24 protein-coding genes and 2 pseudogenes are annotated in these 23149 nt (G+C 67.7%); 14 read left to right on the top strand and 12 right to left on the bottom strand.

What is annotated here, in order from left to right; genetic code table 11:
• The first annotated feature begins 472 nt into the window (after window positions 1-472).
• The 7 genes from ESO89_RS14960 (at window position 473) to ESO89_RS14930 (ending at window position 7629) form a co-directional block, all read left to right on the top strand.
• Window positions 473-1207, top strand: a complete 735-nt coding sequence (locus ESO89_RS14960; RefSeq protein ID WP_128906259.1) for a hypothetical protein — start codon at window positions 473-475, stop codon at window positions 1205-1207.
• A 149-nt stretch (window positions 1208-1356) separates the two neighbouring features.
• Window positions 1357-1554 carry a hypothetical protein gene (locus ESO89_RS14955; RefSeq protein ID WP_128906258.1) on the top strand — a complete coding sequence of 66 codons (198 nt, stop codon included), beginning with the start codon at window positions 1357-1359 and terminating at the stop codon, window positions 1552-1554.
• 309 nt (window positions 1555-1863) lie between these two features.
• Complete coding sequence (locus tag ESO89_RS14950) at window positions 1864-2697, top strand: MBL fold metallo-hydrolase (RefSeq protein ID WP_128906257.1); 834 nt, start codon at window positions 1864-1866, stop codon at window positions 2695-2697.
• A gap of 124 nt (window positions 2698-2821) precedes the next feature.
• On the top strand, window positions 2822-4549 hold the full coding sequence (locus tag ESO89_RS14945; RefSeq protein WP_128906256.1) for a coiled-coil domain-containing protein: 1728 nt from the start codon (window positions 2822-2824) through the stop codon (window positions 4547-4549).
• An 86-nt stretch (window positions 4550-4635) separates the two neighbouring features.
• On the top strand, window positions 4636-5541 hold the full coding sequence (locus ESO89_RS14940; RefSeq protein ID WP_128906255.1) for a hypothetical protein: 906 nt from the start codon (window positions 4636-4638) through the stop codon (window positions 5539-5541).
• Between the two features lie 680 nt (window positions 5542-6221).
• Window positions 6222-6602, top strand: a complete 381-nt coding sequence (locus tag ESO89_RS14935; protein WP_128906254.1) for a DUF5805 domain-containing protein — start codon at window positions 6222-6224, stop codon at window positions 6600-6602.
• Entirely contained in the window at window positions 6595-7629 is a 1035-nt protein-coding gene (locus ESO89_RS14930; protein ID WP_128906253.1) for a tyrosine-type recombinase/integrase, read from the top strand. Before ESO89_RS14935 ends, ESO89_RS14930 begins: the two co-directional genes overlap by 8 nt.
• Before the next feature lie 134 nt (window positions 7630-7763).
• Here ESO89_RS14930 and ESO89_RS14925 read toward each other — a convergent pair.
• Window positions 7764-8110: pseudogene (locus ESO89_RS14925) on the bottom strand (transposase); the annotation flags it as partial.
• Between the two features lie 145 nt (window positions 8111-8255).
• Window positions 8256-8465, bottom strand: a pseudogene (locus ESO89_RS19425) (RNA-guided endonuclease InsQ/TnpB family protein); the annotation flags it as partial.
• A gap of 168 nt (window positions 8466-8633) precedes the next feature.
• Between ESO89_RS19425 and ESO89_RS14915 the strand changes: the two are divergent.
• Window positions 8634-9479, top strand: coding sequence for a phosphatase PAP2 family protein (locus ESO89_RS14915; RefSeq protein ID WP_128906252.1), 846 nt, complete (start codon window positions 8634-8636; stop codon window positions 9477-9479).
• Between the two features lie 60 nt (window positions 9480-9539).
• Here ESO89_RS14915 and ESO89_RS14910 read toward each other — a convergent pair whose 3' ends face one another.
• A complete protein-coding gene (locus ESO89_RS14910; RefSeq protein ID WP_128906251.1) occupies window positions 9540-9968 on the bottom strand; it encodes a universal stress protein in 429 nt (142 codons plus the stop codon).
• Window positions 9969-10113: 145 nt separating this feature from the next.
• Between ESO89_RS14910 and ESO89_RS14905 the strand changes: the two genes are divergently transcribed.
• Window positions 10114-11217 (top strand): radical SAM protein, encoded by a 1104-nt coding sequence (locus ESO89_RS14905; RefSeq protein ID WP_128906261.1) that lies wholly within the window; start codon window positions 10114-10116, stop codon window positions 11215-11217.
• 39 nt (window positions 11218-11256) lie between these two features.
• Here the strand turns inward: ESO89_RS14905 and ESO89_RS14900 are convergent, their stop codons facing one another.
• The 6 genes from ESO89_RS14900 to ESO89_RS14875 form a co-directional block, all read right to left on the bottom strand.
• Window positions 11257-11709, bottom strand: a complete 453-nt coding sequence (locus ESO89_RS14900; RefSeq protein WP_128906250.1) for a DUF5804 family protein — start codon at window positions 11707-11709, stop codon at window positions 11257-11259.
• A gap of 88 nt (window positions 11710-11797) precedes the next feature.
• Window positions 11798-13000 (bottom strand): methionine adenosyltransferase, encoded by a 1203-nt coding sequence (locus ESO89_RS14895; RefSeq protein ID WP_128906249.1) that lies wholly within the window; start codon window positions 12998-13000, stop codon window positions 11798-11800.
• Window positions 13001-13104: 104 nt separating this feature from the next.
• Window positions 13105-14226, bottom strand: coding sequence for a pyridoxal phosphate-dependent aminotransferase (locus tag ESO89_RS14890; protein ID WP_128906248.1), 1122 nt, complete (start codon window positions 14224-14226; stop codon window positions 13105-13107).
• Window positions 14227-14251: 25 nt separating this feature from the next.
• Complete coding sequence (locus tag ESO89_RS14885) at window positions 14252-15301, bottom strand: transcriptional regulator TbsP domain-containing protein (RefSeq protein WP_128906247.1); 1050 nt, start codon at window positions 15299-15301, stop codon at window positions 14252-14254.
• Window positions 15302-15346: 45 nt separating this feature from the next.
• Window positions 15347-16087, bottom strand: a complete 741-nt coding sequence (locus ESO89_RS14880; RefSeq protein WP_128906246.1) for a methyltransferase domain-containing protein — start codon at window positions 16085-16087, stop codon at window positions 15347-15349.
• Window positions 16088-16097: 10 nt separating this feature from the next.
• Window positions 16098-16532 carry a nascent polypeptide-associated complex protein gene (locus ESO89_RS14875; protein ID WP_128906245.1) on the bottom strand — a complete coding sequence of 145 codons (435 nt, stop codon included), beginning with the start codon at window positions 16530-16532 and terminating at the stop codon, window positions 16098-16100.
• A 149-nt stretch (window positions 16533-16681) separates the two neighbouring features.
• Between ESO89_RS14875 and ESO89_RS14870 the strand changes: the two genes are divergently transcribed.
• Window positions 16682-17455: a creatininase family protein gene (locus ESO89_RS14870; protein WP_128906244.1), complete on the top strand. Its 774-nt coding sequence runs from the start codon at window positions 16682-16684 to the stop codon at window positions 17453-17455.
• A 6-nt stretch (window positions 17456-17461) separates the two neighbouring features.
• On the opposite strand, the gene ESO89_RS14865 is transcribed toward ESO89_RS14870, so the two are convergent.
• The 3 genes from ESO89_RS14865 to ESO89_RS14855 form a co-directional block, all read right to left on the bottom strand.
• Window positions 17462-18175 (bottom strand): 6-hydroxymethylpterin diphosphokinase MptE-like protein, encoded by a 714-nt coding sequence (locus ESO89_RS14865; protein WP_128906243.1) that lies wholly within the window; start codon window positions 18173-18175, stop codon window positions 17462-17464.
• A 171-nt stretch (window positions 18176-18346) separates the two neighbouring features.
• Window positions 18347-19564, bottom strand: coding sequence for a dihydropteroate synthase (locus ESO89_RS14860; protein WP_128906242.1), 1218 nt, complete (start codon window positions 19562-19564; stop codon window positions 18347-18349).
• Between the two features lie 339 nt (window positions 19565-19903).
• Entirely contained in the window at window positions 19904-20464 is a 561-nt protein-coding gene (locus ESO89_RS14855) for a DUF192 domain-containing protein (protein ID WP_128906241.1), read from the bottom strand.
• Window positions 20465-20560: 96 nt separating this feature from the next.
• On the opposite strand from ESO89_RS14855, the gene ESO89_RS14850 reads away from it, so the two are divergent.
• The 4 genes from ESO89_RS14850 to ESO89_RS14835 are packed head-to-tail and all read left to right on the top strand — an operon-like array spanning window position 20561 to window position 23098.
• Window positions 20561-21157: a hypothetical protein gene (locus ESO89_RS14850; RefSeq protein ID WP_128906240.1), complete on the top strand. Its 597-nt coding sequence runs from the start codon at window positions 20561-20563 to the stop codon at window positions 21155-21157.
• On the top strand, window positions 21154-22008 hold the full coding sequence (locus ESO89_RS14845) for an RNA methyltransferase (RefSeq protein ID WP_128906239.1): 855 nt from the start codon (window positions 21154-21156) through the stop codon (window positions 22006-22008). The genes ESO89_RS14850 and ESO89_RS14845 overlap by 4 nt, the downstream gene beginning before the upstream one ends.
• A 2-nt stretch (window positions 22009-22010) precedes the next feature.
• Window positions 22011-22745, top strand: a complete 735-nt coding sequence (locus ESO89_RS14840) for an AzlC family ABC transporter permease (RefSeq protein ID WP_241686250.1) — start codon at window positions 22011-22013, stop codon at window positions 22743-22745.
• Entirely contained in the window at window positions 22742-23098 is a 357-nt protein-coding gene (locus tag ESO89_RS14835) for an AzlD domain-containing protein (RefSeq protein WP_128906238.1), read from the top strand. Before ESO89_RS14840 ends, ESO89_RS14835 begins: the two co-directional genes overlap by 4 nt.
• The last annotated feature ends 51 nt before the right edge of the window (window positions 23099-23149 follow it).

Raw genomic sequence — 23149 nt, 5'->3', positions numbered from 1 at the left:
GGATGTAGACTGACTCCCTGCTGGCAGACCATGTGTCTGTCATAGGCCACCACCTACGAGATAGTGACGAAATCAGACGGGGCTAAACACGTACCAATTCCCTTGGAAGTGTGTCCTGATCTCGTTTCGGGTCGGTATCGATTCGTATTCTGGGGCTTGACCGGAGACGAATCTGTTGCTGTCAGTTTCGACATTGACGTATGAATACACTGTACTGAGCGATTGAGGATGAAAAACTATCAACTTCAGAGGATTTCAACAGAGCCGTCTTGGTTTAAAATCCGTTTAAACGGATAGAATCCCCCACAAAACATTTCATAATAAGACGGAAAGGGTGGATATGTACCGACGTACTCTCCTTGCTGGTCTCCCGGCCACTTTCGGCGGGCTCGCTGGTTGCAACACGCCGGGAGCTGGGTCAACTAATTCAACGAACTCAACTGGGCCAGAATCTGACTCAGAATTCTCTGGTATGTCGATCCCTGACCTTCCCGGTGAGGGTGGCGTTACTTGGTACCACAAGGCTGATGAAACAACACAGGCGTTCGTCCGCCCAAGGACCGAACGAGCGGAGTTACCCACTCAAATTGAATTTACGTTTTTCAATCGGTCACAGGAATCTACCAGCTGCGGCGGCTGGGATTTATACAAATTACAGGAGGATCAATGGTTTCACATCGGCCCGTACGCCCACGACGGCATCTGTGAAAACCTCCCGGCGGGTGAAAGTGAATCGTGGACAATAGAGGCAGCGGCTGATGAGATGGATAGCAACCATGAGGATCACTTTCCGTACCTCGGTGGGGGCCACTACGCCGCCGTGGCGGGGTACGGACACACAACATCAGAGAGTGCCGCTCTCGTCAAGTTCGACGCACCGACGATCTCGGTCGTACCAACGGACGATGTAACAAGCGAGTCAGACGGAGACACAGTGACTGTCACCGTCGAGGAGTGGCAGACAGAGTCCGATGATGGGGATCGAGGCATAGTCACACTTGAACGAGCACAGACGGCCGACCGCAGAATGATCGCTGAACAGGTGATGCAAAATCGCGGATACCGCAACCTGCTCGCGCATATGAGTTCGGACGTTGAACGGGTGGTTCTTCGCACAAACAAACGAACAGCCGGTAAATTTGACGCCGAGACACGCCGATTTCAACACGCCAACCAAGCGTACCGCGTTTGGAGAAACGAGCCGTAATTACGTGAGTCGAGGAGTTTGAATCTCAGAGCTTGATTGAACCTCTTAGCGGCTGGCCACATCTGACCCGGTCGCGGTCAATACAGGTCGCCCCGTGACTGGCCAACACCGGAGAACTGTTATCAGAGCCTGTGCTAATATAATTGAAAATGGATTCGTACCCAAGATTTATTCTCACTGCTGCGGCGGGATTGCTGATTGGCATACCTCTGTATCTAGCTATCTTCGCACCTGAGATACTCTCCGTCGAACTATTTACGAGCCTTGGATTCTGGGTTCCCGTAGCTATTCTCCTCCTCGTGATGATATTTGGCTTCTGGATAGGTCAGAGATCGAATCTCACGTAATTTGCTCCCTAGCGGTAGTTACTCAAGAAGCAGTTTTCAGCGAATATCTTTTTCGCACGATATTCTGTCTGAAGAATGAGAATTCGACAGACTAGTGGGCTATTCACTGGTGAGCAGGGGGACGCAAGAGCACTCAGTTTGGTGAGTAGTCGGGGTCGAACCTGTGCATTATTTCCTATCTTCGCAACACGTCCTCTGCAAACGATCTTCTGTCGTATTCTAGGCGACGAAATACTGCTGATTTCTCGAAAACGATCGAACCCCACCGACTCCGGAACGATTACCCCGCATGCACCCCCAACGTCGCCCATGACCGACTCGGACTGGGGGAACTGGCTGCCGCGCGCGGTGGCGGACGCCGACCCCGACACGGTGGCGCTGTGGTACCTCGGCTGCAACGGCTTCGCGATCAAGGGGAGCGACGGCACGGTCCTCTGGATCGACCCGTACGTCGGGACCGGCGATCCGCCGCGCACGGTCCGGATGATCCCGATCCCGTTCGACCCCGAGGACATCGGGGAGGCGGACGCGGTGCTGGCGACCCACGAGCACACCGACCATGTCCACGGCCCCTCGCAGGCGCCGATCCTCGCGACCACCGATGCCGACTTCGTCGCGCCCGACGACTCGCTCGCGGTCGCCCGCGAGGAGGAGCGCTGGACCGAGAACTGGGCCGTCGACGAGGAGGCCTTCCTCGAAGTGACCGAGGGCGACGAACTGAAGATCGGCGAGTTCACCGTGCACGTCGTCGAAACGCAGGATGCGGACGCGACGCACCCAGTCGGATACGTGATCGAACACGAGTCGGGCACCATCTTTCACGCCGGCGACAGCAAGCCCTCGGCGTCGTTCTCGGCGCTCGCCGACGAGTTCGACATCGATCTCGGCATCCTCGCGTTCGGGTCCGTCGGCATGGTCCCGGACAAGGAGACCGGTGAGCCGGTCGAAACGAAGTGGTACAGCGACGAAAACGAGATCGCGGCCGCCGCCGAAGACCTCGCGCTCGACCGTCTCGTCCCGACCCACTGGGACATGTGGAAGGGGCTGACCGCGGACCCGACCGCGCTCCACGAACACGTTCGGAGCCGCTCGCACCCGAACCGGCTTGAGATGGTCGAGATCGGCGACCGTCTCGATCTGTGAGCGGTTCGTAGCGTTCGGACGCCCGGTTTGCCCGATCCGATCTCGCTTTTTTCACCGGTCGGTGGTTATCACCGCCGAAACGCGGCCCGTGGAATTTAAGCCCCTGCTCCGGGAGGGACTCCGTATGAGCGAACGGACGGCAGAAGCGACGACGACCGTCGACGAGGACGGTATTCGCGTCGAGAAGTCCTTCACCGACGACGCGTTCCCCGTGCCCGCGGTGATGTACGAGCTCTCCTCGACTCGGGAGGACCCGGTGCGCGTGCGCATCGTGGACCGAATCCCCGAGTCGTTCCCGATGGACCGGATCGGGTTCCACCCGGAGTACGAGAACGACAACTGGACCGCCTACAAGGACCACCGCGTCGAGTTCGAGCGCGTCGTCGACCCCGGTGACGCGATCGAGACGGTGTTCGGCATCCGCGACGACGACCCGGACCTCGACGGCTTCCTCGGAACGCCGGTGATCGAGCACGTCCCGGTCGGCGAGGAGATCGAAGACGTCCTCGGCGCCGGCGACACCGATGCGGTCAGAGAGGTCCTCTCTGGCGACCGCGCGACGCTCCCGGGGATGGAGGAGCCGCTCGCCCCCGAGGGCGACGAGTCCCCGCCGGTCGACGACGAGCCGGCACCCGAAGCGTCGAACGCGGCCGCAAGCGACGAGGAGGCGATCGCCGAGGCGGAGCCGACCGCCGAACCGGAGGCGGTCGACGAACCGCCGGAACCCGCAGAAGCGGACGAAGAATCTGGTGATACGGAGGCACCCGAACCGCGAGAAGTCGCCGCGGGAACCGCAGCGGTCACCTCGCGCGAGGAGCCGGTCGCCGACGAGTCGGCCGCAGACGGACCCGACGCGGACGGGTCGACCGCAGATGAGGCGGGGGACACGACGGTCGGGGTCGACGAAGGAGGCGCGGACGAGGTGGTCGACTCCGCCGCCGCCGAGGACCGAAAACCGACGGACGCGGCGCCTGCGCCCGCCCCGAAAGAGGGACTCGCCGCAGCGCTCGCCTCGGAGATCCGCGCGGGCGAGGTGGACGACGACGACCTTGAGACCCTCAGGTCCGAGCTCGACGTCGGCGTTCCGCGAAGCGTCGACGTGCGGATCGCCCGCCTCCAGTCGAGCGTCGCCGACATCGAGGCGTACGCCGACGCCCTCTCGGAGTTCATCGACGGCGAGGGGACCGCACGCGAGATCCTCGACGACCTCGACGGGAAGGTCGACGCGGTCGAGTCCGAGATGGCCGCGATCGACGACCGGTTCGCCTCCGCCGACGCGGACCGGGACGACCTGCGCGAGGCGGTCTCTCGGGTCGACGAGTCGGTGGAGTCGGTGACCGACGAGGTCGATTCCGTCTCCGAGCGGGTCGAGGGCGTCGACGAGCGGGTCGAAGGCGTGGAGTCGGACGTCTCCGGGGTCGAGGAGACGGTCGCGGATATCGACGGGACCGTCGCGGACCTCGAAGACACGGTCGCGAACGTCGAGGAGACCGTCGACGGCGTCACCGACGACGTGTCGCGGCTCGACGACGAGACGGCCGGCCTCGACGAGGCGGTCGACGACCTGGGCGACGACGTGGAGACGCTGTACGAGGAGGTCGACGACGCCGCCGCGGGGTTGGAGGCGACCGAGGACCGGGTGGACGACGTGGAGGCCCGGACCGAGCGGTTCGACGAGGAGTTCGACGACCTCTGGGACGACCTCGCGGAGGTGGATACCCGTCTGACCGACATCGAGGACCGGCTCGGCGAGGACCTCGACGACGTGGAGGCGGAGCTCGACGCGATCAACGACCACCTCGAAGAGCTCGAAGCGTTCAGAGAGCGGCTCAACGAGGCCTTCGGTCCGTAATCGGGCGCCGACCGCGACCCACAGCGCCGACATCGCACCGAACGGAAAGCGCAACCCGTTTTACCCGCGGCGGCCCAGAGACGGTAATGAGCGAACCGGTACCGGTCGCCGTGCCGCGGAAGGGCCGACCGCTCGAAGCGGTCCTCGAACGGATCGCGGCCGTCGGCCCCGACGACCGGCTCGACGGGCTCGCGGACCGCGTGAGCAACACCCTCCGGTACGAGAAGGCCGTCACGAAGGGACGCGTCGACGCCGAAGACGGCCCGTACGAGCGGCTGATCGAGTACTCCGACCCCGACGATCCGCGACAGCCGGAGTTCACGCTGCTGCGCGACGACCGGGACGGCAAGCCCCGGCGGATCGTCTTCGACGCGGCCACCGTCGACCTCGGAGACGTGACGCTGAAGCTCGTCGGCCGCGAGGAGCCGTTTCGAGCCCTCCGGACCCACGAGTTCGCGCTCGGGTTCGACTCAGCCGACCTCGTCTTGGAGGAGGTCGTCGGGATTCGGCCGGGCGGGCTCGGCCAGATAGCCGACATCAACGAGCGGATCGACCCCGTCGACACCGACGTGCGCGTGGTCAACGGACTCGGAGACACCGTCTATCACACGCTGATGGGACGACCGGAGGGGATCGAACCGGGAACCGACCTCGATCGAGAGTTCGTCGCGGAGTACGAGGGGCCGCTCTGCATCTCCCCGCGCTACGAACGGCTCGTCACCGCCGTGCTGGGAACGGACGCGCTGGAGGATGTCGAGTTCGTCTATCCGAACGCGGACGAGGAGGAGGAGGCCGCCATCGCCCGCACCGGCCTCGGCGTCTATCTCACCGTCACCGGGTCGACGGCCCGCGAACACGGGCTCGTCGTCGGCGAACACCTCTTCCCGAGCGAGACCGTGCTGATGCGGAACGCGGCCGAACACGACCCGCTCGTCGAACGTGCGCTCGACGCGATCGCGGTCGAGGAGTCGTCCTCCGAGATACGGGTCTAACCACTACACTTTCTATAGCGGTATACGGTGTATGTGTCGTCGACCGATCGGTCCCCGTCCGTCTCGCCCGACCAAATACGGGATCTGGCGCGCCGAATGGCCGGGTTTCGGTGTCGTCGACGGGTGCTATGGCACCGTGAACGATTTCTCGACTTCCGATGGGATCTCCACACCTGTGGACACGAACCTCCGTCAGCGGCGTCTGCGCGCTTTCAACACCAGACGTGGAATGAGCACACGACTCCGGGCACATCGAACACACAACTGTCGACCGCGACGCTTCGGTCCGCTTGGGTGCCGCGGGGGTCGAGTCGCGGAAAGGTAAGTGTCGAACAGTACATATGCAAAGCGCCGGCTGTCGATCGGACCGGTCGACGGTGATTCCGACGGGGTGAATGTCGGCCGGGAGTAGCCAAGGAAACCGCTTCGCTCCGTCGACAGCCCTTCCTCGATAAATGTGTTACCGCGGAACATGCGGCTGGTCGTCAGGCAAGAGAGCGGAGCGATCGGCTCTAATAATATCTAGATATCTGGTATTACAAGCCCGTTTATCTAGTACTAGAAGATGAGATATTCCACATACTGGCCGCCTTTAGCGGTCCTACAGTACTGTATAAGTGACCTTATCCAGAATTGTGGGATAGATTGAAGACGAAGGCCCGAGAAGCCTCGGACGACAGATGAGCGACGACCGCCGCTCCGTGAAGACGTACGTCCCCGAGGACCAGAAGGCGATCTGGCAGGACCACGCCGACGAGTTGGGGATGTCGCAAAGCGAGTTCGTCAGAACAATGGTACAGGCCGGGAGACGCGGGTTTTCGATCGAAACGAGCGAAACCCCCGTCGAACCCGATCCGTCGGGGTCTGACCCTGGGGGTAGCGACCTCGAAAGGCGGGTCGAGGCGGCGCTCGCCGACGGGGTGCTCTCGTGGGAGGAACTCGTCGACGCGGTGTTCGACGACTTCGAGGGGCGCCTAGAGGACGTGCTCGACTCGCTTCAAGATCGAAACCGTATCAGGTACAACGGACGGGAGGGGGGGTACGCGCTGATCGATGAGTAGCACGCGAGCCCCCGACGAGGTCGACGATCCGATCGGCTACTTCATCGAGGACCTCACGTACCACGGGAAGACCGAACGGACGCGGAACTCCTACGAGCGCGTGCTCCGCCGGTTTGAGTCCTTTCTCGACCCGGAAACGACGCCGTCGTCGGCCACCCACCGCGACTGCATGGCGTTCGTCCACTCGCTGCGCGGCGACGTGGCCGACAGCACGGTGGCCACGTACGCGGCGTATCTCCACCGATTTTACGGGTACATGACCGAGGTGGGTGTCTTCGAGGGGAACCCGATGACGCTCGTGATGGAGGAGATGGACGAGATGGTCGATAAGGACCCTGCGCGGCGGGACGTGTCGATTCCGGCGATGCGCGAGTTCGTCGCCGGGATTCGGCATCCGCTCCACCGCGCGCTCGTCGTCACGCTGTTGAAGACCGGGATGCGGGTCGGTGAGCTCTGTAACCTCGATCTCCGCGATCTCGCGGTCGACGACGAGGAACTCAGAGAGGCATTCGCGCTGGGGACCCGGCCGGCCCTCGCGGACCGGCCGAACTCGCTGTACGTCACGCCGGACGCGACGGTCGGCGAAGAGTTGAACGGGGAGGTCCGCACCGCGTCGAACAAGCGGAAGCGCGCCACCGTGATCCCGGTCGACGACGAACTGGCGCGGACGCTGAAACGGTGGCTCGCCGTGCGGCCGGACGGCGCCTCGGACGCGGACCCCCTGTTCGTCGGCACCGCGGAGGGGTGGGGCGAGCGGTTCGATCCGCAAGCGGTCAGACACGTCGTCGAGCGCTACGCCCGCGACGCGGGGTGGTACCGCACCGGCGGGGGCGCGGCCGAGAACGTCACGCCCCACTACTTCCGCCACTTCTTCACGACCCACCTCCGGGACCGGACGGGCGACCGCGGCGTCGTCAAGTACCTCCGCGGAGACGTCGCCGACGACGTGATCGACACGTACACCCACAACTGGGGCGATCAGGTACGCGAGACGTACGAAGCGAACGTGTACCGGTTGGTGGGGTAGCGACCGGAGACGACGTTTCACCGAGTTCTGTCGGTATCGATCCGACTGGATAGCTGTTCGATTGCAACTAAATAAATCTCATATCGATATACTGAATTTGCGCGGTTCGCGGATCACAGTTTCGGAGGATGGACCTGTGAGAACGATTCGTCTTCTACTGAGTCCCCGTCACCCTCAGAATCGTCGACGATCTCTGCCTTAGGCCGAATTTTGGATGCTGGGATATCGCGATCATGGATTTCCTTGATGACGAAGTGGGCGGCAGCGTGGATGTATTCGTGAACAGCGTCGTCGAATCGATTTCGCCACGCCCGCGAGAGCGCTGATTCGTCGGACACTCGGCTCAACCCGAGGATGGTGGCCACTTCTAGTTGCCGAGTGAGTCGTCGAGTGAAGTCTGCATACGAGTCACCCGTTATCTCTATGAACACGACCGAGAGGACCATTGCGCGAAAGGAGAGTGGGCAGGATGCCACGCTGGTTGACATCCTCTTCCGCGTGAACGCGGAGGAATCCCGAGCGTGGGGATATTACGGTTTACAGTCCACCACCTCTGGCTGCCGTTGGAATCCGCAGGAGAGGTCATGCAGGTAGACTGAAGGCTGTGCCAACCAGCCGGTACACCTATGCAGTCCGTCATATTTGGGGTGGTCTTTCAACTCACGTTTCAGGTCTTTGTGGTCAGGGACTTCGCCGGTTTCGTCCCACACTTGTCGGGCGTGGTAGTTGGCGACGTTCCAGAGTTTGCTGGCACTCCACCCATGCCGGTCGAGCGAGTCTGCGACCTGTGAATGGTTGCAGATTTTCGCTCGATGGGTGCGATGGATTTCCAGCATTGTATGGAGCGTCTCTATAACGACTGCCTCACAAATTCTGTAAAAATGACGTTTTAATGGAGGAGAATAGGATATTCACTTCGAAAGTCAAACACGACCGCGGACGGCCGGAGCGGCTGACACCGAACGGCTCATGGGTCGTCGCCGAAAGGATGAACCGACCGACGAATGTCCCTCCTCGAAGTGACCACGGTCACCGGGCTCTCGGTGCTGACGGGCACGGTGGCGGTTCTCTGCCTTTGCGTGGAGCGCCGGCAGTTGCATCGAACGACGGACGAGTTCACCGCGCGGTTTCGTGACGTTGCTCCGTATCTCGCGGTCGCGGCGGCGTTTCTCCTGCTCAAGCAGGCGACACACGGCTATAGGCTCCGCCTCTCTCGCGCGCTGAACTGGAACGTGACCGACGAGCTGTACGCCGTCGAGGGCGAGTTCGTCGCCACGCTCCAGCACGCCGTACCGCCGGCGGCGTTGGAGTTCTTCTCGGCGACGTACGTCTTGGGGTTCGCGTTCCTGCTGGTGACCGCACCGCTCCTGTACTTCCTGTCGTCCTCTCAGCGGCGGCTGAAGGAGCTGTTGGTCGCGTACGTGGTGAACTACGGCGTCGGGTCCGTCTGTTACACGCTGTTCGTCGCGTACGGTCCTCGGAACCACCTCCCGAGCGTGGAGGGGCTGATGTACGAGTTCTACCCGGCGACGCAGACGCTCACGGCCGCGGTGTCGTCGAACACAAACGTCTTCCCCTCCCTGCACACGTCGCTCGCGGCGGCCGTGGCGCTCGTCGCGTGGCGGTCCCGGCGCGAGCACCCGCGATGGTTCGCGATCGTCGCGTTCGTGGCCACGAGCGTCGTGATATCCACGATGTACCTCGGAATTCACTGGCTGGCCGACGTGGTCGCGGGGCTCGGGCTCGGCTGGGGCAGCGTCCGGCTGGCCGGACACGCCGTCGCGTACGCGGAGGCGCGGCCCAGCGCGGGAACGCGGCGAGACCGGGTCGGGATCGACGGCGACGACTGATCGGGTCGACATCGGTTGATCGCGTTGGCGTCGACCGATCGCGCCGGTCCCGATCCGGTCTCACTTCACCAGCGTCGTCGGAACGTCCGTCTCCCGGGTGACGGCTTCGGCGACACTCCCGATCAGGACCCGCGAGATCCCCGATCGTCCGTGCGTGCCGAGCACGACGTGATCGAACTCTCCCGCTTCGGCGTACGCGACGATGCGGCGCTCCGCCTCTCCGGTGAGGAAGGTAACGGCCACGTCGCGGTCGTCGGCGATCTCGCGGACGGTGTCGAACACCGACGCGGCGGTCTCGTCGCCCACGCCGTCGAGTTCGTCGAACGAGGCGCCGAAGACCTCCTCCGTGTCTTCGGGGAGCATATCGAGGTCGGGGTAGGCGACGTGGACGACGGTGACCTCCGCGTCCGGGAACGTTTCGAGGGCGAGCGCGAGCGCCTCGCGACCCAGCGGCGAGTCGTCCATCGCGACGAGCACGGAATCGGTCATACGCCGCCTTCGACGGGTGACGGTATCAACCCGAGGGTTCGTCGGGAGAGTACTCGGGGAGTCCGTTTCGGTCCCCCTTTCTTCAAACGTGAACACGTTCGGGACAGCACCCAAGCGGGTGGAACGGGAAGACCGGTGTGAGCCGATGTTCGACGACCTCGACACGGACCGGCGGCCGCTGGTTCTCATCTGGGAGGTGACGCAGGCGTGCGGGCTCGCCTGCCGCCACTGCCGCGCCGACGCGAAGCCGGCGCGTCACCCCGACGAGCTGACGACCGAGGAGGGGAAGCGGCTCCTCGACGACGCGGCGTCGTTCGGGGACGGACAGCTCGTCGTGCTCTCCGGCGGCGATCCGCTCGCCAGGGACGACCTGTCGGAGCTGGTCTCGTACGGCGACGATCGGGGGCTCCGCATGACGATCACCCCCAGCGGGACGCAGTCGCTGACGCCCGACCGGGTCGAGGCCCTCGCCGACGCCGGCGTCCGACGGATGGCGCTCAGCCTCGACGGCGCGACCCGAGAGAGTCACGACCGGTTCCGGGGCGAGGAGAGCTTCGAGAGCACGCTGGAGGCGGCTGAGGCGGCCTCCGACGCGGGGCTACCGCTGCAGGTCAACACGACCGTCTGCGCGGAGACGGTCGACGAGCTCCCCGCGATCCGCGACCGCGTCCGAGACCTCGGAACGGTCCTCTGGAGCGTGTTCTTCCTCGTCCCCGTCGGTCGGGGGCGGGTCCTCGATCCGATCCCGCCGGAGCGGGCCGAGGGCGTGATGGAGTGGCTCCACGGCGTCGCCGAGTCGGAGCCGTTCGGCGTCAAGACGACCGAGGCGCCCTTCTACCGTCGGGTCGGTCTCCAGTCAGACGGCGACGAGGGCGCGGCCCGGCGGCGCGGCGGGATCACCGCCGGCCGCGGGTTCGCGTTCGTGAGTCACACCGGCGAGGCGTACCCGTCCGGGTTCCTCCCGCGGTCCGCCGGCAACGTCCGCGACCGCTCGATCGTCGACATCTACCGGAGCGCGGACCTCTTCGAGTCGCTCCGCGAGCCGGACCGACTGAAGGGGAAGTGCGGCGCCTGCGAGTTCCGACAGGTCTGCGGCGGGAGCCGCTCGCGGGCGTTCGCGGCGACGGGAGACCCGCTGGAGAGCGACCCCCTGTGTCCCTACGTGCCCGAGGGGTACGACGGCGAGCTGCCGGCGACGCTCACGGGGGCGACCGAGGACTCGACCGGAACGCCGGACGCCGCGGACTGAGGCCGAGCGGTCGGTTGCGGGCTTCCCCGACCGCGTCGCCTATCCCGAAAACTCGGACTCGCTCACCCGGACGATCACCGTCTCGTCGACGTCGCGGAGGTCGTACTCGGGCGTCTCGCCCTGCGTCCGCCGGACGTAGAGTGGTTCGACGGGTCGGCCGTCGACGAGGCCGAACACCTTCAGGCGCTGGTCGGTCTCCTCTGGGGGGACCGCGCCGTCCCGCACCTCGCGGGCGAGGTCGCGGGAGAGCCACTCGTCGGGAGAGACTGACGGTTCACGGACGAGCGCCTCGTCGACGAAGCGCACGAGGTACCAGTTGAGGTCGTTCAGAAGCGACACCGCCGCGCCGAGGCTCACGGTGTCGACGGCGACGCTGTTCTCGAAGGGCTCCTCGATCCCGTAGGTCGCGAGCGCGTCCCGCGCCGTCTCGCGTGACAGCAGCTCGTAGGTGAGGTTCACGTTCGGATCGCCGAGGAGACACACCCGCGTCACACGCTATCGGAGTCGGCCGCTCCACAAATCGGTTGCGGTCGGTGGGGTCCGCCCTTCGGCCGGAGGTCCGCGCCCGACGCCGACCGACTCAGAACGTCGACACGTCGCCGTCGATGACGCTGCGGGTCACGTCGGTGACGTCCGCCAGCTCCTCGTCGACGATGGCGACGACCTCCTCCTCGATGTCGGCGATGTCGGTCCCCTCCTCGGTGACGAGCTGCGCGTCGGCGACGTGGGGCTCGTCGATCGGACGCCCGATCTGCGAGAGCAGGCGGACCTGCAGGTCGCGGATTCCGTCGACCTCCTCGGTGACGGACTCCGCGATCCGGGTCGACAGGAGGTTGTAGATCTTCCCGATGTGGTTGACGGGGTTCTTCCCGGAGGTCGCCTCCATCGACATGGGGCGGTTCGGCGTGATGAGCCCGTTCGCGCGGTTGCCGCGCCCCACGGAGCCGTCGTCGCCCTGCTCCGCGGAGGTGCCGGTGACGGTGAGGTAGACGGAGCCCTCCTCGTAGTCGTCGGCGGTGTTGACGTCGACGTGCACCTCCCGGTCCGTGCGGGCCTCGGCCAGCTCCGTGACGAACTCGCGCACGTCTCCGACCGCGTCGTCGTAGTCGTCGAGGTCGTCGACGTACCGATCGACCATCGCGGCCGCGACCGTGATGTCGATCCGGTCGCCCTCGCGTTTGCCCATGATCTTCACGTCCGGGCCGAGCTCGGGGTGGTCGGCGTGGTAGGTCGTGTTGAGCTCGCGCTCGGCCTCGTACACGATCGACTCCGTCTCCGTCAGGGGCGCGTGACCGACGCCGAAGGAGGTGTCGTTGGCCATCGGCACCTGCTGGGTCTCCTCGCCGAAGACGCCGCGGAGGTCGCCCGACCCCTCGCCGAGCTTCACGTCGACGACCACGTCGGTGCCGTACTCCAGCTCCGGGATCGCCTCGGAGAGGTAGTCGCGGGCGGCCGCGAGCGCGGCCGAGTCGACCGGGAGCTGCTCGCCCTCGTACTCCTTCGTGGCGCGCCCGACGATGAGCACGTAGAGCGGCTCGACGACCTCGCCGCCGCCGTAGGCGGGTGCGGCGCGGCCGGCGACCAGCTGCGTCTCGTCGGTGTTGTAGTGGAGCACCTTCCCGACGCGGTCCAAGTAGAGCTGCGAGAGCGCGCGCGACACCGACTCCGCGATACCGTCGCAGATCGAGTCCGGGTGTCCGATACCCTTCCGCTCGACGATCTCGACCTCCTGGTCCTCGACCGCCGAGCGGTCGAGGCGGCTGACCTGAATGTTCCGGTCCATTACGCATCGGTACTTCACCGGCGGCAGTATAACTTGCGGAAACCTCCTGCGACCGGGTAATGTCCTCCAGTTATGGGTTGGCAGATGTCGCCACGATTTTTCGGCTACGTCGTCGCCTCGTAGGCCGCCGCCATCACGTCGAGCGCCTCGCGGAGGTCGCTCTCGTCGGTCGCGTACGAGATCCGGGCGTGGCCGCGCCCGCCCTCGCCGAACGCCTCGCCGGGCACGACGACCACGCCGCGGTCGAGGCACTCGTCGACGAACCCCTCGGGCACCCGCGGCATCGCGTAGAACGCGCCCTGCGGCGTCGGGCAGTCGATCCCGATGTCGTCGAAGCTGTCGAGGAGGAGGTCGCGCCGGCGCTCGAAGGAGGCCGTCATCTCGCCGACGACCCCGCGGTCGCCGCGCAGCGCGGCCTCGGCGGCGTACTGGGCGGGCGCCGACGCGCAGGCCTGCGCGTACTGGTGGACGCGCAGCATGCGGTCGACGCGCTCCTCGGAGCCGTACACCCACCCGAGACGCCAGCCCGTCATCGAGAACAGCTTCGAGGCGGAGTTGACGACGACGACGCTGTCGGTCTCCGCGAACTCGATCGGCGAGTAGTGTTCGCCGTCGAAGACGGTGTACTCGTACACCTCGTCGGAGACGCAGAGCACGTCGTGCTCGTCGGCGATCCGGGCGAACTCGCGCACGTCCGCCTCGGCGGAGACCGCGCCGGTGGGGTTGCCGGGGGAGTTCACCACGAACGCCGCGGTGTCGTCGGTGATCGCCGCCTCGATCGCGGCGGGGTCGATCGTGAGGTCGTCGCGCAGCGGAACCGGAACCGGCTCCGCACCTGTCAGCTTCGTCAGCGCGTCGTAGGAGACGAACCCCGGATCCGGGATCAGCACCTCGTCGCCGGCGTCGACGTGGGCCTCCAAGGCGACGTGGAGCGCCTCGCTGCCGCCCGCGGTGGCGATCACGTCGCCCGGATCGAGGTCGACCCCCTGATCCGCCCGGTGTTTCTCGGCGATCGCCTCGCGCAGCGACCGAGTTCCCTTGTTCTCGGTGTAGGCGTCGGCCTTCCCGTCCTCGATGGCGTCGACCGCCGCCCGCCGCGCGTGGTCCGGCGTCGGGAAGTCGGGCTGGCCGAGCCCGAGGTTGATCGCGTCGTCGCCGGCCGCCTCGAACACCTCGCGGATGCCGCTTATCGAGATCCGCTCGACCCTGTCGGAGAAGTTCGGCATACCCGTTCGGGGGCGCCGCCGGGAGTTAGTTCTTGTCACGTCGGTCCGGACCCCGAACCGCTCGCCCCCGCCGCTTCCACACCGGCCGCCGCTCGTCGCTTCCCGCGCCGTCCGGGGCCTCGCCCTCGTCGACCGGGAGCGCGAACCGGTCGCGGAGCAGGCGGAGGACCCCCGTCGGCGTCGCGCCGAGCAGCGCGTCGTCGGCCGCACGGAGCCGGAGCCGGGGGCGACCGTCGCCCGCGGGCACCCTGATCGCCTCGATCAGGCCGCGCCGCACCAAGGCCCGGCGGTCCCCGGTGAGGTCCTGTCCCGCCGCGACGCCGACGCCGCCCTCGTCGCCCCCGCCGGCCCCCTCGTCCACGCGCGTTTCGGCGCCGATCCACCGCCGGAGGTCCCACAGCAGGTGGTCGTGGCGCGCCGCCAGCGCGACGAGGAGCGTCCGGTCGGTGAGCTCGCCGCTCCGCCCCACCGCGCCGTACGGGAGCGCGTCGAACACGGCCGCCACGTCGCCGGCGAACCGGTCGTCGAGCGCCTCGCGGGCGGCTGCGAGGAGGCGGCTTCGCGCGGGCATGTCGACGGTCGCGGGCGTCGCGGCCGCGAACCGCTCGCGCACCGCTCGGACGGCTGGCGCGACCCGCTCCGACGCTTCCTCGCCGACGAGCGTCCGGTCCCCCTCCGGCCCCGCGGCCGCGTCGACGCGCTCCGGCGACGCGAACAGGACCTGTTCGGTGTCGCTATCGCGTCGGGTAGTCCGGAGTTCGATCGCTCCCTCCGCGACCGCCTCGGCGACCGCGGTGCCGAGGACGAACGCCCGGCCGAGCGCGTCGGCGACGCCCGGTCGACAAGCGATCCGCCACGTACTTCCGGTCGTTCGCCCTCTCGCGGCGAGTATCGGCGGGAAAAGCGCAAGAGGGACGCCGACGGCGACGACCGCGGGCCGCCCGGCGAGCGCGGACTCGACCGCCTCCGCGAGCCCGTCGTCGGCCGCGTCGAGCGCGACGGCCACCTGAGAGGGGTCGCCGTCGCTAGGGCCGTCGCGCTCGACGGGACCGTCGCCGGCCGTCGGCGGAGCCATACGCCCCGTGGCGGCGGAACCGGAAAGAACGTTGCGCCGCTCCGGCTACGGCGCCCGGCCGAACACCAGATACCCGGTGTGGCCGACACCCGCGGTGGAGGGGCGGGAGCCGCGGTCGGAGAAGTCCATCTCGCGCTGGATCGTTTCGAGGGTCTCGACGCCCTCGAAGCCGGCCTCGCGGGCGGCGAGGGCGGCCTCGCGGGTCCCCTCGACGAACGGGGAGTAGACGGCGAGGCGTCCGCCCGAGACCAGCAGGTCGTCGGCGCGCTCGACGACCGCCGGGGCGTCGCCCGTGTCGAGCGTCACCACGTCGAAGGGGTCCTCGTCGGCGAGCGCGTCCAACTCCTCGGTGAGGTCGCCGGTGCGGACCTCGACGCGGTCCGCCACGCCGGCGGTCGCCATGTTCCCGCGGGCGACCTCGGCGAAGTCGGCGTCGACCTCGTAGGTGGTCACGTCGGCTCCGGCGCGACCGAGGTACGCGGCGAGGATGCCCGTGCCCGTGCCGGCGTCGAGCACGCGGTCGCCGCCGGACGCGCCGGTGTGGCCCATCACGAGCCCCACGTCGCGGGGCATCATCGGGGCGCCGGTGCGTTCGAGGTGGTTGAACAGGTCCGGGCCGCGGAGTTCGCGGACCTCGAAGGCGGTGCCGAGGTGGGTTTCGACGGCGTCGCCGCCCTCGACGTCGTCGGGGACTTCGAGCACGCCGAGGTCGGTGCCGAACTCCTCGCCCGGCTCCAGCAGGTACTCCCGGTCCTCGTGGACCAGCAGGTACGCGGCGTCCGTCACGCCGGATCAGTCACTCCAGCTCCGCGATCGCGGCCGCGAGGTCGCCGTCGGCGTCCTCCAGGGCCTCGCGGGCCCGCGACTGCGGCACCTCGGCGCGCTCGGCGACGAGCGCCACGTCCTCGTCGGGGATGCCGGCATCTGCTCCGGTTCCCCCGTCGTCCGCGGCGTCCTCGATCGCCGCTGCACCCGAATCGCTCTCGACCGCCGAGGCGTTCCCGCCGGCGCCGGCGCCGGCGTCGGCGACCGCGTCGGGCGAGCCCACGATCTGGTAGGTCTCCTGCCCTTGGGCGTCCATCTTGGTCACTTGGGCGCCGTCGAAGACGAGGTCGTCGCCGTCGGCCGTCTCGATGACGACCCGCTCGGCGTCGAGCTCCTCGACGTCGATCCCCATCTGTTTCATCATCTGTTTCATCTTCCGCGGGTTCATACCGCCACCTCCGAACATACGCCCGGATTCGGCGGGACGACACAAAAAGGGTGGCGACACGGGCCGGCGGCGCCGCTCGTGTTCGTTCGAGACCGTTCGCGATCGTTCCTCCCGGCGAACGCGACCGAGAAAGCGGGGTTCATACGTCCCCGAATCGGAATGCGGATATGTATCTCGCCGACCAGACGTGGCCGGAACTCGGGGAGTCGCTGTCGGACGGCTCAGTCGCCCTCGTTCCGCTCGGCTCCACGGAACAGCACGGCCCGCACCTGCCGCTGGCGACCGACCACCTGATCGCCGAGGCGCTCGCGAGCGCGGCCGCCGAGGAGACGGGCGCCGTCCGCACCCCCACGGTCACCGTCGGCGTCAGCCCGCATCACCGGCAGTTCCCGGGGACGATGTGGGTCGACCCGCCGGAGTTCCGCGACTACGTCGAGTCGTTCACCCGGAACCTCGCGTACCACGGGGTCGACCGCGTCGTGTTCGTGAACGCCCACGGCGGCAACGTCCAGCACCTCCGGGAGGTCGGGCGCCGGCTCCACGAGGACGAGACGGCCTACGCGGTCGAGTGGATGTGGGACGAGTCGATCCCGGACCTCGTCGACGACCTGTTCGAGCACAACGGCCCCCACGCGGGGCCGAAGGAGACCGCGATGATCACGCACATCGCTCCGGAACTGGTCCGGACCGACCGCTTGGAAGACGCCCGCGACGACGGGCTCGTCCACCTCGACGAGTCGGACGCGGTGGTCCACGGCGCCCGGACGTTCTACGACTCGATCGACAACTCCGCGAACGGGGCGTTCGGCGACCCGACCGACGTGACCCCGGAGAAGGCGGCGCGGCTGTTCGAGGCCGCGAGCGACCAGCTCGTCCAGTTGGTCGAGTGGCTCGACGCCCGCGACCGCACGGAGCTGCTGCCGAAGGCTCGCGTGGAGTAGGTCGCTTTAACCGTCGCCGCCGCGTCCGCGGAGAATCGGATCGAGGGCGTCGTCGAGATCCGCGCGGCGCCCGTCGAGGACCCCGAACCGCTCGTCGCGGCGGCGCTCCAGCCACCGTAACAGCCGCGCGGCCCAGTCGAGCTTCCGCGCCTTCATCGGGTCCACGTCGGGATCGTCGAAGTCCCACCCCGGAAAGACGAGGCGCCCGGCGCCGACGTGGTCGGCGAGGAAGGCGGCGCGGTCGCCGTCGGTGAACCCGCCGAGGTTCCGGACCGGACCGGCCGGCGCCGCCTGCGTCGTCGCGAGCGTCGCCCCGTCCGCGAACCGGGGGAGCCACTCGCGGACCGCGGGAACGTTGTCGCCGTGGGCGTGAGCCGCGACCGGGACCCCTTCGCGGGTCAGTTCCGCCGCGGCCTCGGGGTTCTTGTCGAGATCGGTCACCATGCAGTCGACGGCGACGCCCCGGTCGCGGAGGACATCGGCGGCGGTGGACGCCGCGACGACGGCGTCGGCGTCGCTGGCGAGCTCGATCTCTCGGGCGAGACACGGGGCAGCGCCGGCTATCGCCACCGTCTCGCCGCGCCAGTCGCCGAGCCGGTCGAGGGGGAACGGGGTCGCGCTCTCGGCCGCCGCGTCGCGAGCGCGTTCGTCGGCCGCCCGGTCGAATCCGAAGTCGGCGAGGATCGCCTCGTAGACGGGCTCGAAGGTCTCGAATCTCATCTGGGACCCCTCGCTGTCGGTTCGTCGATGCCCCGTCCCGATCGCAGCGACGGACGCCGCCGCTGGCGGGGTCGAATATGGTATGGGCCGGAGTAGCACAGAGTACCCCTACCCGCGTGCCCCTCCGGCGTCCACTGAACGGGTTGTCTGCACGACGGCATAAACTTTCTCTTACTTGGAGCCGCCGTCGATCGGTTCCAGTGCGGCGTCGAGCGCGGCTGACACGCCCGAAATAGACGATCGAGCCGCGGACACTCCGGTGGGCGTTGCGACGAGGAGTCCGGCCCCGCCGTCCGCGGGCGATCCCCCGTCTGTGGCGGAGGGCGGGACCGCGGTCTCGGCGGCGGCGGAACCGGCGAGCGCGAACGCGGCGTCCGCGTCGGGCTCGGCGGTCGCCGCCCGGAGCGCGCCGACGGCCTCGTCGGTGAGCCCGCGCAGCTCGTAGGTGCGGACGACCGCGTCGCCGGCGACGGAGGGATCGGCGTCGAGCCGGTCGAGGTGATGCTCCGCCTCTCGGACGGTCGTCACGTCGAGCTCCTCGACGGCGACCGCACCGGCTTCGTCCCCCGAGCGGACCCGATCCCGGGCGAACTCGGCGCCGACCAGCGCCGCGTCGCGCGTCTCGGCCACGTCGTGGGTGCGGATCACGTGGGCGCCGCGCTCGACCGCCATCGAGGTGGCGGCGAGCGACACCGGCAGGGCCTCCTCGGTGCTTCGTCCCGCGATCGTCTTGAGGAAGCTCTTGCGGTTGATCGAGACGAGCAGCGGGCGGCCGTACCCCCGGAACTCGCGGAGCCGGTGGAACGTCTCGCGGTCGTCGGCGTGGGTCTTCTCGACCGACCAGCCGCCGAACGCGGGGTCGAGGATCGTCTTGTCGGTGAAGCCGTTCATCGACAGCGCCTCATAAATATCGTCCACGTCCTCGATCGCGCCCGGCCGCTCCAGGTCCGGCGGCGAGGCCATCTTCGAGACGGCGGCGTCGTGCTCGCGGCAGACCCGCGGCATCTCGGGGTCGGCGAAGCCGCAGATGTCGTTGACCATGTCGAAGCCCCGCGCGAGCGCCTCGTCGGCGACCTCGTGGTAGCGGGTCTCGATCGACCAGACGGCGTCGCCCGAGGTCGATCCCAGCGTCTCGACCGCGGTGTCGAGCCGATCCAGCTCCTGTTCGGCCGAGAGCACGTCGAGGTCTTTGTTGGCCGATTCGAGTCCCACGTCGACGATGTCGGCGCCCTCGCCGATCAGCTCTTCGTCGACGTACTCGGCGGCCTCGCCGGGGTCGTCGTACACGCTCGGGTCGTACGGTGACTCCGCGGAGACGTTGAGCACGCCCATGATCCGGGGCGGGTGGTCGTCGCCGATCCCGAGCCCCGCGGCGTCCACGTTTCGCATACGCTCTCCACGAACGCGATCGACATAAACGGGGCGAGTACCCGACGCCCTCGCCGGAGGATCGGTGGCGACAACCGTTTATGACCGGCGGTGCGGTGGCGTCGCCGGCGGCTTTGCCGCCGGCTTCCAGAGGCGCTTCGCGCCTCGCTGCGCCTGCGAGCGGTCGCGCCCGGCGACGGCGAGCGCGACGCCGAGGGAGTCGGCCGGCGCTTATCAAACGCCGGCCGACGAGGCTGGGGAGGCGTGAGGTGCGGTGTTGTGTGGGGCTTTGGAGGCGTTCACCGCCGATCTATCAGATGCTATTTATAAGCGAATACGGAGGCCTTCAAAAACGACCGTCTATAGCGAGAACGCCAGCACGTCCCCGACCTCGACGCCACGCCTGTCGGTCCATTCGTAGGGGACCTCCAACACGTACTGCCCCGAGCCGGGATACCGTTGCTCGCTCCCGTCCTCGTTCGGTCCCGGTTCCGGCGCGTTGTGGACCTCGACGATCGTCCCCTCGGCGTCGGCGTAGACGATGTCGATCCCGAAGTCCATGTCCGGCATAATGAACGTCAACGTCTCTCGCGGCTCGGGGTACACGAATAGCATCCCCGCGTTCTCGGGAAGGGATGGAGCGTCGCTGAGGCCGAGGCTCCGCTCATTCCACGTTCTCGCGACCGCGGCCCGCACCGCACCCAGATCGTCGCCCTCGGGACTCCTGACCGTCACCGTGGTCGCGTCGTAGTCGGCGTAGGTTCCGGAGGGCCAGTCGGTCGGGAGGGCGTCGGTGGCGGTGTCGGTTCCACCGGCCTCGCCTTCCTCCCCGTCGTCCGCCGCGGGAGCGGTTCCGCCGCAGCCCGCGATCCCGCCGATCGATGCGGCACCCACCGCCGCGAGGACTCCCCGTCGTCGCATTGTCGGCGGTACGAATCGCGTCCGTATATGCCTCGCGAACGGGGCGCTCGTCCCCGGAAGGACGCGTTTTTATCCGCGCCTCGCGTAGCCTCTCGCATGGCGAAAGTGAGCGTCGGCCTCCGCGGATGGCGGTTCGACGAGGAGGAGATATTCACCGACGACGAGGAGTTAAAGCCCCTCGACGAGATCCCCGAGGAGCCCCGAGAGCGCCTCGTCAGGCTCGTCGGCCTCGTCGAGGAGCCCTGCGACGTGTGTTACCTCGAACACGGCGAGGCCGAGGTCCACCGCTGTAATCAGGCGGAGATCGTCTACGGCGAGCCAAACGGCGAGGTGCTGCTCTGCCCCGAACACGAGTCGGATCTGCTCTATTGGTTCCGCGAGGAGGGCGGCAGCGAGCACGCCGGCTCCCTCGAGTTCGGCGACCGCTTCCACGAGTGGGCCGCCGCGGGCAACGAGGCGCCGGAGGGGTACGGCTCGGTCGAGCACGTCGAGGAGGACCCCGACGAGCTCCCGGACCTGCCGGACCAGCAGGACATCCAAGAGCGCGTCGAGCAGGACTTCGACGGCGACCGGATCGACATCCTCGAACTCGCCGGCGAGGGCGGCGACGAGGAAGGGGGCACGGAGGACAAGCTGAGCGAGGACGACTTCGAAGACGTCGACCTCTCGACCGACTACCCGTCGAACCGATGAGCGGGGCCGACGAGGGCGACGACGACGCGAATCCCGACGCCGATACCGTCGCGGACACCGACACCAGCGCCGGTCCGCAGACCCGCCGCAAGCCGGTCGTGGTCGTCGTCGAGCCGGAGACGCCGGGCAACGTCGGCACCATCGCCCGCGCGATGAAGAACTTCGGGCTCACCGATCTCAAACTGGTCGACCCGCCGGAGCTGAAGGAGGACGGCGAGGCGTACGGCTTCGCCGGCCACGCCCGCGAGGACGTGCTCCCGAACGCCGAGGAAGTGACCTTCGACGAGGTCGTCGCGAACTACCACACCGTCGGCACCACCGCGATCACCGGCGAGGACGACCGGAGCCACGAGCGGTTCCCGTTCAAGACGCCCGCCGAGCTGCGGGAGTCGCTGAAGACGGTCGACGCGCCCACCGCCATCGTCTTCGGCCGCGAGGGGCGCGGGCTCAACAACGAGGAGCTCTCGCGGCTCGACGAGGTGTGCTCGATCCCGGCCGACGACGACTACCCCGTGTTGAACCTCGGGCAGGCCGCGACGGTCCTCCTCTACGAGCTTCGCGATCTCACGGTCGACGAGACGCAGCTTCCCGACACCGCGGTCACGCGCGCTCCCGAGGCCGACGTGGAGCGCTTCCACGAGTTCTTCGGCGAGTTTCTCGAGGTCACCGGCCAGCGCGAGCACGTCCGCGAGAAGAACGCGCTGCTGATGCGTCGACTGCTCGGGCGCGCGCACCCGACCGAACGCGAGGTCCACTCGCTGCTCGGCACGTTCCGGAAGGCGAACACGAAGCTGGAGCACGCCGACCACCTCGCGGCGAAGCACGACGAGCCCGTCTACCCGCGAGAGTGACCGTGGACGGAGATATCTCCGACGGCGACTCCTTCGACGGCGATGCCTCCGACGGCACCCCCCTCGACGGCGACATCTGGGCCGGCGTCCGAGACGTGTCGCCGCTGCTGCTCGGGATCGCTCCCTTCGCGCTCGTCGCGGGGGTGGCCGCCGTCGACGCCGGGCTCGGGCTCGCCGAGGCGGTCGGGATGTCCGTGATCGTGTTCGCGGGCGCCTCCCAGCTCGCAGCGATCGACCTGATCGGAGAGAACGCGCCGCTCGCGGTCGTGGTCGGCACCGCAGTCGTGATCAACGTCCGGATGGTGATGTACTCGGCGTCGATCGCGCCGCACTTTGCGGACTACGGCCGCAGGCTCCGGGCGGGCCTCGCGTACGTGCTCACCGATCAGGCGTACGCGCTCTCGGTCGCCGAGTTCGAGGCGAACCCGGGGCGGAGCCGGTGGCGCTACTACCTCGGCGCGGCGGGGGCGCTGTGGGTCGTCTGGCAGATCGGAACGGTGGCCGGCGTCGTCGTCGGCGCCAGCGTCCCCGACGCGTGGGGGCTGACCTTCGCGGTCCCGCTTGTGTTCCTCGCGCTCCTCGTCCCCGCGATGAAGGACCGACCGACCACCGCGGCGGGCGTCGCCGGCGGGACCGTCGCGGTCGTCGCCGCCGGGCTCCCGCTGAACCTCGGGCTGCTCGCGGGCGCCGTCTCCGGAATCGCCGTGGGCCTGCTGACGGAGGTGTTCGGCGAGTGACGGGCGGCTCCGCCCTCTTCGGCGGCTCGCTCGGGATCTGGCTCGCCATCCTCCTCATCGGGGCCGCGACGTACGGGTTCCGGCTCTCCTTCATCCACCTGTTCGGGCGGATCGAGGGGGTGCCAGCCCGGATCAAACGCCCGCTCCGATACGTTCCGCCGGCGGTGCTCGCGGCGCTCGTGCTCCCGGATCTGGTGACGGTCCGGCCCTCGGTCGCCGCGACGCTCGCCGACGAGCGCCTGATCGCGGGCGCCGTCGCCGGCGTGATCGCGTGGCGCACGGAGGACGTGGCGGCGACTATCGCCGGCGGGATGGTCACGCTGTGGCTGTTCCGGTTCGTCGTGTTCGCCTGACGCCCCCTCCCCCACCGAGCGGCCCACGATCGACGGCCGACTTCCCCGGTT

Source organism: Halorubrum amylolyticum (assembly GCF_004114995.1).
In the GTDB taxonomy this organism is placed as follows: Archaea; Halobacteriota; Halobacteria; order Halobacteriales; family Haloferacaceae; genus Halorubrum; species Halorubrum amylolyticum.
Note: the sequence above shows the minus strand (reverse complement) of the source record. Positions and strands in the feature narration are given on the sequence as shown.